This window comes from endosymbiont of unidentified scaly snail isolate Monju, from assembly GCF_000801295.1.
In the GTDB taxonomy this organism is placed as follows: Bacteria; Pseudomonadota; Gammaproteobacteria; order Chromatiales; family Chromatiaceae; genus MONJU.
This window is the reverse complement of the sequence record NZ_AP012978.1, coordinates 2,138,030-2,150,401: the sequence shown is the minus strand read 5'-3', so window position 1 is coordinate 2,150,401 and position 12,372 is coordinate 2,138,030. Positions and strand designations below refer to the sequence as shown.

Genomic DNA, 12,372 nt, shown 5'->3' with positions numbered 1-12,372 from the left:
CAGACCTCGCAGGAGAGAGGAAATGCGCATGGTGGTATGGATCAAGTGTTCATGATTCCGCGATATAAAGGCATCTGCGGCGGTTTTCAGTCTTATTGAGACGTTCCTCATCATGTTGGCGGCTCCATTTGCCAATTCGGGGGCCTGGTGAGTGTCATCGGCAACATGATCGATGGCAATTACGTCGTTTTGTCCGTCACCGGGTCCTTGGCGGCCATGGGCGAGGCTACGGAGGCCGAGACCTGGATGCGCGCAAGGATGAACTTGTTGTTTTATAGACATGTCGCCCTCCAGTCGCCTGGTATCGAAAAAGCGGTGAGCTCCGCTGTCGGTAGGGGACGCCCGAGATCCCCGTCGACCGGGAGGCGCGAAACTTTAAGCGGGAGCCCGATCAGAAACTTTATTTTTCTTGCCCCCGCGTGGGGGACAGCTGAAGAGTGATCGAGTGCTGCTTTATCCAGGGCGGGCTTTTCGTTTCGCGTCGACTGGGGCACTATCCGCCTGCGTCGGGATTGCCGACTTATCGCGTCGTTTTTCCAGGAGGTTATCTTGCTGCCACCCATATCGCACCGTATCGCTGCCGATCTCGCCGCCCGCCCGGCCCAGGTCGAGGCCGCCATTGCCTTGATCGACCAGGGTGCGACCGTGCCCTTTATCGCGCGTTACCGCAAGGAGGTCACCGGCGGGCTGGATGATGGTCAGTTGCGCCTGCTGGAAGAACGCCTGGGCTACCTGCGCGAGCTGGAGGCGCGGCGCGAGACGGTGCTGCGAACTATTGACGAACAGGGCAAGCTCACCCCGGCACTGCGTGCCGACATCCTCGCCGCCGAGACCCGTACCGCGCTCGAGGACCTGTACCTGCCCTACAAGCCGAAAAGGCGGACCCGGGCGCAGATCGCGCGTGAAGCGGGGCCGGGGCTGGCACCCCTGGCCGAGCGCCTGCTCGAAGACCCTGAGCAATCGCCCGAGGCCGCTGCCGAGGCCTTCATCGACGCGGAGGCAGGCTTTGCCGATGTGCAGGCAGTGCTCGATGGTGCGCGCCAGATCCTCATGGAAGACTGGGCCGAGGATGCGCAACTGGTCGGCGAGGTGCGCGACTGGCTGTGGGACAACGCCGAGCTCACCAGCCGGGTGATCGAGGGCAAGGAACGCGAGGGCGCCAAGTTCTCCGACTATTTCGAATTCGCCCAGCCGATCCGTGCCATCCCCTCGCACCGCGCGCTGGCACTGTTTCGCGCGCGCAACGAGGGCATCGTGCAGCTCGATCTGCGCATCGACGAGGCCGAGGACGGCAGCACCCATCCCGAGCGCCTGATCGCGCGCCGTTTCGGCGTGAGCGACCGGGGGCGGCCGGCCGATGCCTGGCTGCGCGGTTGTGTGCGCTTCGCCTGGCGCGTGAAGCTGCTCACCCGGCTCGACCTGGAGCTGAAGAACCGCCTGCGCGAGGCTGCCGAGACCGAGGCCATCCGTGTGTTCGCCTCCAACCTGAAGGACCTGCTGCTGGCCGCGCCGGCGGGGCCGCGTCCCACCCTGGGGCTGGACCCGGGGCTGCGTACCGGGGTCAAGGTGGCGGTGGTGGACGGCACCGGCAAGGTGGTGGCCACCGACACCTTGTATCCGCATCCGCCGCAGAAGCAATGGGATCAGGCCTTGTCGCGACTGGCGGAGCTGGCGCGCAGGCACGACGTGGAGCTGATCGCCATCGGCAACGGCACTGCCTCGCGCGAGACCGACCGCCTGGCCGGCGAGCTGATCGCGCGTTACCCGGAACTGGGCCTGCACAAGGTGCTGGTCAGCGAGGCCGGGGCCTCGGAGCTGGCCGCGCGCGAGCTGCCCGAGCTGGACGTGTCGCTGCGTGGCGCGGTATCCATCGCACGTCGCCTGCAGGATCCTCTGGCCGAGCTGGTGAAGATCGACCCCAAGGCCATTGGCGTGGGTCAGTACCAGCACGATGTCAGCCAGGTGCAGCTGGCGCGCGCGCTGGACAACGTGGTCGAGGACTGCGTGAACGCGGTCGGCGTGGACGTGAATACCGCCTCGGCCGCACTGTTGCGGCGAGTGGCGGGACTCAACGAGACGGTGGCGGCCAACATCGTCGCCCACCGCGACGCACACGGCGCCTTTCGCAACCGGCGCCAGCTGCTCGAGGTGTCGCGCCTGGGCGAGAAGACCTTCGAGCAGGCGGCGGGCTTTCTGCGCATCCGCGACGGTGACGACCCGTTGGATGCCTCGGCGGTACACCCCGAGGCCTACCCCGTGGTGCAGCGCATCATGGCGCAGACCGGACTTGCCATCGGTGCGCTGATCGGCAACCGCCAGGTGCTCTCCGGGCTCGATCCCGCAGCCTTCACCGACGAGCGCTTCGGCGAGCCCACGGTACGCGACATCCTGGCCGAGCTGGAGAAGCCGGGGCGCGACCCGCGGCCCGAGTTCCGCACCGCGCGCTTCGCCGAGGGCGTGGAGCGGCTCGAGGACCTGAAGCCCGGCATGGTGCTGGAGGGCGTGGTGAGCAATGTCACCAACTTCGGTGCCTTCGTCGATATCGGCGTGCACCAGGACGGCCTGGTGCACATCTCGGCGATGAGCGATCGCTTCGTCAAGGATCCGCGCCAGGTGGTGCGCGCCGGCGAGGTGGTGAAGGTCAAGGTGATGAGCGTGGATGTCGAGCGCCGGCGCATCGGCCTGTCGATGCGCCTGTCCGACGAGCCGGGGCGAGAGGAGGATCGCGCACCGCGCGGCGAGCGCAAGGTGCCACGACGTGTGCGCAAGCCGCGTGAGCCCCAGGCGCCAGCCAGTGCGCTGGCCGAGGCCTTTGCGCGCGCCAGGCAGAAGCGCTGATCCTTTCAGGAGGCAAGGCGGTCAGGCCGTTGCCAACGCAACAGTTCGTCCAGGGGCATGGGATGGCCGATGGCATAGCCTTGCAGGTAGTCGCAACCGCGCTCGGTCAGCCAGCGGGCGATGCCGTTGTCTTCCACGCCTTCGGCGACCACGTTGAGATGCAGGGAGCGGGCAAGCGTCAACAGGCTCTCGATGATCCGACGGCTGGCGACATTGTCCCTCGCGGCATCGATGAAGGCGCGGTCGATCTTGAGTTCGTGAACCGGCAGGTTCTGGAGGTAGGCCAAGGAAGAATAGCCCGAACCAAAGTCGTCGATGGCAACCCAGAATCCTCTCGCATCCAGCCTTTCGAGAATATTGGCACTTTTCAACGGGTCCTGCATGAGTGCTGTCTCGGTGATCTCGATTGTGACCAGTGGGGGCTCCAGCCCGGCCTCCAGGGTCAGGCTCTCGAGTTTTTCCGGCAGGTCGGGGTCAAGCAGGTCCAGGGTGGAAAAATTGATCGACACGCCACCGCTGACACCGGCTGCGCGCCAACGCGCGCAATCGGCCAGGGCGCGGCGCAGGATGAGGCGGGTCAGGTCGTGGATGAGTCCGGTTTTTTCGGCCAGGGGAATGAAAATGTCGGGTGGAATAGGGCCGTGCTGCGGGTGCTCCCAGCGGGCCAGTGCCTCCCAGCCATGGACGGTTTTGCTAATCGGGTCCCATTGGGGTTGATACACCAGATCGAGACACTCGTGGATTATGGCGTCACGTAAGCTCGTGTGAAGGTAGAGGCGCTTGGCATCTTCCTCCTCGAGCTCGCTGGAGAATGCGGCATATCCCAGCTTCTTGCGTTTCGCATGGTACATGGCGATATCGGCGCGTGACAGGAGTCGTTCCATGTCAAAGCCGTGTTCGGGACAGCAGACCCCGCCAATGCTCAGTCCCACCTCGTAAGGTGTGTCCCCGATGATCAGGGGGTGCTGCCGCTGGTTCTCCAGCAGGCGGAGCGCCAGGTTGCGGGCGCCTTCGAGGTCGGTCTCGGGCAAGAGAATGGCGAATTCGTCTCCTCCCAACCGGGCAAAGCTGTCCTGCTCTCGCAGCAGGGAGGAGAATCGTTGCGCGATCTCGATCAGCGCGCGGTCACCGGTGCTATGGCCGAAGTGGTCGTTGATGGCCTTGAAGTCGTTGAGGTCGAACAGCAACAGGCAGAATGGCTGCTTGTTGCGCCGGGCATTGCGGCTCAGCATCTCGATTCGGTCGGTCAGCAGCTTGCGGTTGGGTAGCCCTGTCAGTACATCGTGCAGCGCCAGGTGTTCGAGTTCTTCCTGTTGCCGGTGTTCACGGGTGCTGTCACGGACCAGGTAGATCTGTCGTTGATCGATCGGGCCGGGGCCCATGTACAGGACCTCGAAAATGCGCTTGTGCCCGTGGATATCGTGAACGACGACCTGGCCGTTGCAGTTGTCGCTGCCGGCGGCAGTGAGCAGGGCGGTGTCGGTGCCTGGGGGGAGTTCTTCCAGGTAACGGCGCATCACGTTGTTCAGTGGTTCGCCTCCATGACGGCCGGAATTCGCCAGCAGTCCGACTCCCAGGTGGTTGGCCATGTGTTCCATCAACTCGAGTTGTTCCCTTGCGGCCTCGATCTGTTTCTGTATCTGTTGTGCCGCCTGGGTCTCCTCGGCCGCAGTGAACAACTGTTGGATGTCGGACTCGGTCTGGCGGAGGATGTCGTGGGTCCGTGTCTCATGCTCCGGTACTTCGTCGATGAAACCGACGGCGAACCGGCGAATCAGGTTGCGGAGGTGTTGCAGGCGCTGGGCCAGCAGGTGGGCGATCACGATGAGAAACGTGATAAATGCGGCCGAGAGGGTGAGCCGTTGGGTGGCGGCCAGTCTCAGGACTTCCTGTTCGAGCTGGTTCAGCATGTCGTGGCGAACCCATACACTGATGCCGATCAGGTTGTCCCAGTCTCCTTCGTCGAGAAAATCGGCCTCACCCGCCTGGAACCCCTCTAGCGGTGTGCCGGGTTCCTGACCGGGGGGGATGCGGGGGTCCGTGGCGGCGATGACGGTCCCCTCGCCATCCACGATGGCCAATGCCGAATCCGCTGGCAGCAGCTTCCCAAACAGGGTCTGCAGGAAAGGTGTGTCCAGGTGGATGGCCAGTTCCAGCCAACCGTGGGTCAGCCCGGTTGGCGAGGAGACGGGAGCGAAGGCCTGAAGCCAGGCCTGGCCGTTTGCCAACACCTCGATCCGGAGTTGGGAGACACCGTCGAGCAGGTGAGCATTGTTACCTTTCAGCGGCGGACAGCCTTCCGTGGGGTCGATGATGTGCTTGTCCACGATGGTCTTCTTGGCGTTGTAGAGGCGAAAACAATCGGGATAGAGGATGCCGCGCCATGTGTCGGATGGTGGCGCCCAATCGGCGGCCTTGCTGTTTTTGCGGTCCGCCAGCAGCCGTCTTTGCACGGTTGCCTGGCGGGCGAATTGATCCAGCAGCCGTTGGATGAGCCGGAAGTGAGTGTAGGCGAGGGCCTGGGCGGTTTTCAGGGTCTGGTGCTGGTGGTAGCGTAGCTGTTCGTTCAGCACCTGCGTCAGGCGGGCCTGTTGATAACGATCGAACAGACCGCCGATGATCAGGCCGACGAGAAGTACCAGCAAAGCGACCTGCCACTCCAGGGACAGGCGGCTGATGAACGCGCGCAGGCGGCGGATCACTCGGGGCCCCCAACCAGTTCGTCATTCCTGAATTTCCAGCCGGCCTCCCGCAACTTGCCGGCCGGGATCATGTCAGCCAGCCCTGCCACTTGCTCGAAGTAGCTTTTCAGCCACTCGATGAGGAGTGACACCTGGTCTTCGCTACCATCCTGATGGCTCCAGGAGGTGATGTTGAAGACACGGTAATAGGGGTAGTTGCCGTGCAGGAGATTGTGCGGTGCGGCAGGGTCCATGCCGTCGATGTGCAGGACCTTCAGGTCTGGTGCATGGCGCGAGATCCAGTACAGGGTCTCGTAGCCAATAGCCCCGATGTAGCCCTCTACTGCACTCAGCATCTCGTTGATCCCGCCCGTCTGGTTGGCGAGGGGGAAGAAATTCTCTTCTTCCGGAAGGATCAGGTGCCAGTGGCCGGGGCGGGAACGGCAGTGCAGGCGCGTGACCAGGTGAAGGGGGATTGGCGGGCGTCCTCTTGCGGCGGCGAGTTGCCGTGTCTTGCCGGAGAAGATGTCGCGAACCTGTTGCTGTGACAGGCTTTCGATGTTCGCATCCGGGTGGGTCACGATGGCGAGGGCCCCGATGCCCAGAGTGTGGAAGCGCAGGCCGGGCAGGCGGTCCTTGTCGCCGGGTGGACAGCAGAAACCGCCGATATCGACCAAGTGGCGCCGCAGGCCTGCGGCGGATTGTCCGCAGTTGCCACGCTGCATGCGGATCTTCAGGTGGTGCTGGCGGGCATAGTCCCGGATTGCCGGCGCCAACAGGTCATAGAGCTGTTGGTCCAGGGAGATGGCCAGGTCCGAGCCGGCTGGCCGCCTGACCGTGACCGGATCGGCGGGTTGCATGGAACGCGGGGCGTCGCTGAATTCGACGCCCCGGGTCAAGACCGCTTCTGCATGCCCGGGGTCGTCCAGGCCGGCGCTGGTGGCAGCAGGTAGTACACACACGACGATGGCAAGCCAGTGGAGTGTCTGGCGCCAGCGGGCCCTCGCCCGGGCAGCGGGTGACGGGGTCGTTGGTAAACGGTACATGGAGCGGCTGATCGTCTTGATTGAAATCGCCCAGAGTATACTCTCCGCCCTCTCGCGGACTGGATTTCGGCCTCATGCGCGAAAACTTGAACCAGGGGGAAGGAACCTGATCGAGATCAAGGGCCGAGGTCCGGTGCGACGCTAGACTCGGCGAACGTTCTCCTGCCGGAGCCTGCCTATGGACTGTGATATCGCCATCGTCGGTGCGGGACCTGCCGGTCTCGCGCTGGCCCGTGCCCTGGCCGACACCGGCTTGCATACCGTGCTGCTCGAGCGCCAGTCTTGCGAGCAACTGGCCGATCCTGCTTTTGACGGGCGGGACATTGCACTCACCCACTTGTCGCGGAGATTGTTGCGCCAGCTCGGTGTCTGGGAACGCATTGCACCGGCCGAGATCGCACCGCTGCAATGCGCACGTGTGCTCGACGGCGATTCCCCTCGTACCCTGGACTTCGGCGATGCGCGCGCCGATGCCGAACCGCTGGGCTGGCTGGTCGCCAATCACCTGATCCGCAAGGCGCTGTACGAGGCGACCGCCCCGCTCGATCGCGTGGAACTGCGCTGTGGCACGGCGGTGGAGCAGGTGGCCACGGATGCTGATGGCGTGCGCCTGGCGCTGGCTGATGGTACAACGCTGCGTGCCCACCTGCTGGTGGGGGCGGACACCCGGTTCTCCGCGACTCGGCGGCAGATGGGGATCGGCGCTGCCATGAAGGATTTCGGCCGGGTGGCCATCGTCTGCCGCATGCAGCACGAGCTGCCGCACGAGCACACGGCCTGGGAATGCTTCCATTACGGCCGCACCCTCGCGATCCTGCCCATGCCCGGCGATGCCTCCTCGATCGTCATCACCGTGCCGGCGGACCAGGCCCAGTCCATCCTGGACCAGGGGCCGGCGGCCTTCGAGACAGAGGTGGCCCAGCGTTTCGGGCATCGCCTGGGGGACATGCGCCTGGCCAGCGAGCGCATTGCCTATCCGCTGGTGGCGGTGCATGCCGACCGTTTTGTGGGACAGCGCTTCGCGCTGATCGGCGATGCCGCCGTGGGCATGCACCCGGTCACCGCGCATGGCTTCAACCTGGGACTCAGCGGGGTGGACCTGCTGGCCGGCGAGATTCGCCGCCAGTGGCAGCGCGGGGCGGATATCGCCAGCCCCCCTGCCCTGGCCCGCTATCAGGCGCGGCACCGCCTGGCCACCCTGCCGCTGTTCCACGGCACCAACGGCATCGTCAGCCTGTTCACCGACGACCGCCTGCCGGCGCGTCTGGCGCGCAAGGCCGTGCTGAACCTGAGCGAGCGTCTGCCGCCGGTGCGCTGGGCCATCCGACACAAGCTGGTCAGCCGCGATCACGTCGGCGGGCCGCTGCTGGCGCTGCTGCCCTGAAGGAAGCGCTCGTGGCGTAAAAAAGGGGTGCCGGACGAACCGACACCCCAACCGGTACCCGCTTCTCGGGACATCCGGGAGGGCACGCGGGAGTCACAGCATGCCGTCGCTCACCTGCCGGCATTCCTTCAGCTTGCGGCGGGCCTCGGTCTTGCGTCCACGCGAGTAGATCGGGCGTTCGCTGAGGTCAGGGGCGTTCAGTACCTTCTTCAGATAGGGGATCGCCTTGTCACAGTGGTTCTTGTCGGCCCAGTATTCGCCCATGAAATAGTTGGGGCCCATGCCGTCGGGGTCGATGGACAGGGCCTTTTGCAGGTACTCCAGGGCCTTGTCGTCGTCGCCATACCCGATGAAGCCGCCCGGCACCTTGTGGTAGAAGACGCCAAGGGTGGTATAGGCCGAGCCGTCGAGTGCGCGCGGGTCGATTTCCACGGCTTCGAGCAGCAGGTCGCGGCCTTTTCCATTTGCGGCATGGCCTTGAACAGGGCGCTCAGGCCTCCCAGGGCACCGGCGTAGCCGCCACGTACGATAGCCTCCCAGATGCGTGGTTCGGCGCGGCCGGGGTAATGTTCGCGAAACTGTTGGGTGCGAACCAGCAGACGTTCGAACGCATCAAGCTTCGCGTCTCGCTGCATTTCGTAGTTGGCCTGGGCCCAGGCATGCTGGATATCGCGGAGTTCCCGCAGGTAATCGTCTCCATCCTTCGGGATGCCGGCCGTGGCCAGGCCGGGGAGAAGCAGGGCAGTCAGCAATAACACTCGTTTCATCAGGCGTCTCCTGTAGCGTATGACCGCGCGATGCGGTTCTGTTTCTTCAAGGCGTTGTCCACGATGCGGGGAAACAGGGCATTGATGCGTACGAACAGGGATTCCGGGAAGCCGATGAAGCATTCCTTGCGCCGCTGTTCGATGGCCTCGATGATGGTCTGCACCACCTGTTCCGGAGGATCCATGTGCATGCCGGTGGCTTCGCCCATGCGCTGGATGCGGTCGTCGTTCATCGGCGTGCGTACCGCGCGTGGGGCGATGTAGCCGACATGGATGCCGCTGTCGGCCAGTTCCCGGCGCAGGGCCTCGGAGAATCCGCGCAGTCCCGCCTTGCTGGTCGAGTAGGCGGTGAAATGGGCAAAGCCGATGGAGCCGAAGATGGAGCCGATGTTGATGATGGCGCCTTGTCCCTGCCGGCGCATGGTCGGGAGCACGGCGCGGGTCAACCACATCGGCGCCAGCAGGTTGACGTGCAGCAGGCGTTCGATGGCCTGCGGATCTTCGTCGTCGTAGGCGCGAAAGGACATCATGCCGGCCAGGTTGATCAGTATGTCCACGCCGCCGAGGAATTCCTGCGCCTGGTCGGCCGCGGCCATGCAGATATCGGCATGCGAGAGATCGACCGTGATGCCGGTCACCCGCCGTGGTTCGAGTTGCGAGAGCAGGTCCTCCAGTGCCTCGCCGTTGGCGTCCAGCAGGGCCAGGTGGCAGCCGCGCTCGGCCAGTTCGGCGGCCAGCAAGCGGCCCATGCCACCACCGGCGCCGGTGAGGATGACGCGCTGTTCAGGCCACTGCATCGTTGTTCTCCTCCATGTTCAGGGGAATCATGGGCAGGGAACGGAAGATGTCGCCGTAGAGCCGGTAGAACATGCGCGCGGCATGGATCACCGCCCGACAGTCTTCAGGGTCTTCGAGGCGGTTGACCAGGTTTTCGTAGAAGCTGATATGCCCTTCGTCCAGGGAGCCATGCGAGGTCAGGTAGCGGAAGGCTGCGGGAGGCAGGCCGAGCGCGCGCCGGATGTTGTCTGCGGCATGGGTCGCCAGGGTAACGCTGGTGCCCTCGAGCACCAGCACCATGCCGAAGAAGCCCACGGGGTTGCGCCGATGAATGGTGTCCCAGGCATAGGTCACCATCAGCTCGGTGGCGGGCAGTGGCTCGCCGTTGCGCACGGCCTCCGGATCGGCGCCCGTGGCCGCCAGGTCGTCGAGTATCCATTCCTGGTGGCCCATTTCCTCTTCGATGTATTCGCCCACTGCCTCGCGCAGCCACTCCAGGTGCTCGGGCAGGCGGGCACCGGTGGCCATCAGCAGGGGGACCGTGTGCTTTACGTGATGATAGGCCTGGGTGAGGAAAGCCTGGTAACTCGCAAGTCCGAGCTTTCCAGCCGCGCCCTCGACGATGAAGGGGATGGTCAACAGCTCGTGACGTTCGCTGGCGGTGGCATCCAGTAGTTGTTGGTAGAAGTTCATGAGGCCTCCTGGTAGCACTGGGTGATACGGTCTGCATAGCGCTGCTGGATGGCGTGGCGCAATGGTTGCCCCGACGGGCCGAGCAGTTTGTTGTCCAGGGTGAAAGGGGCGTCGGCCAGTATCCAGTCGCCGATGCGGGCATAGTCCGGCAACTGATGGTTGGCCTGCTCGATGGCATCGGCGATGGCCTGTGGCGTGGCTTCCGGAGCGGCGACGAGGATCGCGATGCTGAACGGTTGCTCCTCGCCCAGTACGCAGGCCTGCACGATCGGCGCCTGTACCATCAGCTGTTGTTCCACCCACTCGGGTGAGACGTTGCGGCCGAAAGAGGTGATGAAGATGTCACGTTTCCGGCCCGCGACGTACAGGAAGCCGTCGTCGTCGAAGTGGCCGATGTCGCCGGTGTGCCAGTAACCGTCCGCATCGATCACTGGCGTGTCGGTACCAACATAGCCCTGGAACAAGGCGCCCTTGACCAGGATCTCGCCATCATCGGCAACCCGCACGTCGATATGCGGGAGGGGGTGGCCGACGCTGCCCCGCCGTTGCTGGTCCGGGGTACACAGGGTGACTGCGCTGGAGCATTCGGACAGGCCATAGCCCTGGTAGACCGGCAGCCCCAGGCGTTGGGCCCGTTCCAGCAGTTGCGGGGCGATCACGGCGCCGCCCACGGCGATGAAGCGCAGCCCGGGATGCGGCGCCTGCCGTGTCTTTTGCAGGACCTCTACCAATCCCTGCAGCAGTTGTGGCGTGAGAATCAGGGTGGAGGGTTCGAGTTCCCGCATGACCTGCACCAGTCGCCCGGGGTCGAAGCGGCTGCTGCCTTGCAGGCCGACTCGTGACAGGCTCGGGCAGAGCAGGGTGGCGCCCGCCAGGATCGGCGCATAGATGCCTGCGATGTTCTCCAGCAGCGTGGCATAGGGCAGGACCGAGAGGTGGCGGTCCTCGCGTCGGGCATCGGTGGCCAGGCACAGGGAGCTGGCGACGCTTTCCATGGCCTCCAGACTCAATCGCACCCCCTTGGGGGCACCGGTCGAGCCCGATGTGTAGGTGATCCGGGCAGTCTCGCGCAGATCGGGTGCGTTGCCCTGGAGGGTGATCAATGGAAAGGCCCAGAATTGCTGCTCGCCCAAGGTCATGTATTGCCCCTGTTTCGAGCGCACCGCGAGGGGGATGGATTCGGGCTCGGGCTGGTCGCAAAGCAGCAGGTCGGCGCCGCAGTCGTCGATTGCATGCTGGATCTGCGCCGGTGAGAAGAACAGGGGGAGCGGTACGCAGGGGATCTGTTCGGCAAGACAGGCCAGGTCGGCGATCACCCAGAGGGGACCGTTGTCGGCATACAGGGCAACGGTCCTTGGCTGGCGTTCGCGCAGCCAGGCGCGCAGGGTCTGCCCCGCCTCGTGCAGTTGCGACCATGAGAGGGAACCCTGATCACCGATCAGGGCGGTGTCGTCCGGGTGGGCGATGGCCTGGCCCGCGAGTGAGCGCAGCACCGGGCTCATGACGGTACTGCCAGAGAGCCTGAAGCGTTGGCTGCCGGCCGACCGCTCCGTGCCGAGATCAGGCGCCGATAACCGTCCTCGATGCGTCCGACATAGACCTTGGGCTGGTCGCGATAGTAGTTGCCCCAGCGCCGGGCCTCGTCCTCCTGCAGGCGCGAGGGATCGGCGTCGGCCAGTTCCATGGGGCGCAGACCCAGGCGACGAAAGGCGTTGTACAGGCGCCGCACGCCGGTGAATACCACCCAGCGGTAGCCCATGCCATACAGGCAACGGGTGGTGGCGAGGATGGAGAGACGGGCCATGCCCGGCGTGGAATCGGCCAGGTTGCCGACCTCGACGATCTGCCCGCGGTCGATCGCCTCCCCCAGGTGTTGGCTCAAGACCTGTTCGATTGGCTGGTCCAGGTAGTGCTCGAGAAAGAAGGCGCCCTCGTGTCCGCCGCGGTAGCCCACGACAGTCTGGTGGCGTCCTTCCGTGTCGCGGATGTGTAGGAAGTGCGGCAGGAAGTGACGGATCTCCGCACCGTAGCATCGGCGGAACGCCTCGCCGACGAAGGATCGGAGTCGGTCGTAGGCTGCTGTGCCTTCATCGGCCAGGCGGATGTCGATCCACTGGCTGTTGCCCTTGCCGTGTTCTCGGCGCGCCGTGCCGGGGAGGAGGATATTGGCCATTGCAAACGTCCTG

Annotated in this window: 10 protein-coding genes; 3 read left to right on the top strand and 7 right to left on the bottom strand. The window is 64.8% G+C overall.

The window, feature by feature from the left end:
- The first annotated feature begins 549 nt into the window (after positions 1–549).
- Complete coding sequence (locus EBS_RS10315) at positions 550–2,838, top strand: Tex family protein (RefSeq protein ID WP_043108591.1); 2,289 nt, start codon at positions 550–552, stop codon at positions 2,836–2,838.
- A 5-nt stretch (positions 2,839–2,843) separates the two neighbouring features.
- Here EBS_RS10315 and EBS_RS13115 read toward each other — a convergent pair whose 3' ends face one another.
- Together EBS_RS13115 and EBS_RS10305 are read right to left on the bottom strand one after the other, a co-directional pair.
- On the bottom strand, positions 2,844–5,540 hold the full coding sequence (locus tag EBS_RS13115; RefSeq protein WP_052199505.1) for a putative bifunctional diguanylate cyclase/phosphodiesterase: 2,697 nt from the start codon (positions 5,538–5,540) through the stop codon (positions 2,844–2,846).
- On the bottom strand, positions 5,537–6,418 hold the full coding sequence (locus EBS_RS10305) for a type 2 periplasmic-binding domain-containing protein (protein ID WP_171816236.1): 882 nt from the start codon (positions 6,416–6,418) through the stop codon (positions 5,537–5,539). Before EBS_RS10305 ends, EBS_RS13115 begins: the two co-directional genes overlap by 4 nt.
- 325 nt (positions 6,419–6,743) lie before the next feature.
- Here EBS_RS10305 and ubiM point away from each other — a divergent pair, with 325 nt between their 5' ends.
- Positions 6,744–7,949: a 5-demethoxyubiquinol-8 5-hydroxylase UbiM gene (gene ubiM, locus EBS_RS10300; RefSeq protein ID WP_043108589.1), complete on the top strand. Its 1,206-nt coding sequence runs from the start codon at positions 6,744–6,746 to the stop codon at positions 7,947–7,949.
- Positions 7,950–8,042: 93 nt separating this feature from the next.
- Here the strand turns inward: ubiM and EBS_RS14640 are convergent, their stop codons facing one another.
- Positions 8,043–8,381 (bottom strand): tetratricopeptide repeat protein, encoded by a 339-nt coding sequence (locus EBS_RS14640; protein ID WP_052199504.1) that lies wholly within the window; start codon positions 8,379–8,381, stop codon positions 8,043–8,045.
- 134 nt (positions 8,382–8,515) lie between these two features.
- Here EBS_RS14640 and EBS_RS14635 point away from each other — a divergent pair, with 134 nt between their 5' ends.
- Positions 8,516–8,704 carry a hypothetical protein gene (locus EBS_RS14635; RefSeq protein WP_231892797.1) on the top strand — a complete coding sequence of 63 codons (189 nt, stop codon included), beginning with the start codon at positions 8,516–8,518 and terminating at the stop codon, positions 8,702–8,704.
- A gap of 11 nt (positions 8,705–8,715) precedes the next feature.
- Here EBS_RS14635 and EBS_RS10290 read toward each other — a convergent pair whose 3' ends face one another.
- Genes EBS_RS10290 through EBS_RS10275 form a run of 4 tightly spaced genes read right to left on the bottom strand, consistent with a single transcriptional unit; the run spans position 8,716 to position 12,359 of the window.
- Positions 8,716–9,513 (bottom strand): SDR family oxidoreductase, encoded by a 798-nt coding sequence (locus EBS_RS10290; protein WP_043108586.1) that lies wholly within the window; start codon positions 9,511–9,513, stop codon positions 8,716–8,718.
- Positions 9,500–10,186 (bottom strand): TenA family transcriptional regulator, encoded by a 687-nt coding sequence (locus tag EBS_RS10285; RefSeq protein ID WP_043108585.1) that lies wholly within the window; start codon positions 10,184–10,186, stop codon positions 9,500–9,502. Before EBS_RS10285 ends, EBS_RS10290 begins: the two co-directional genes overlap by 14 nt.
- Entirely contained in the window at positions 10,183–11,688 is a 1,506-nt protein-coding gene (locus tag EBS_RS10280; protein WP_043108584.1) for an AMP-binding protein, read from the bottom strand. Before EBS_RS10280 ends, EBS_RS10285 begins: the two co-directional genes overlap by 4 nt.
- A complete protein-coding gene (locus EBS_RS10275) occupies positions 11,685–12,359 on the bottom strand; it encodes a thermostable hemolysin (protein WP_052199502.1) in 675 nt (224 codons plus the stop codon). Before EBS_RS10275 ends, EBS_RS10280 begins: the two co-directional genes overlap by 4 nt.
- Positions 12,360–12,372: the final 13 nt, after the last annotated feature.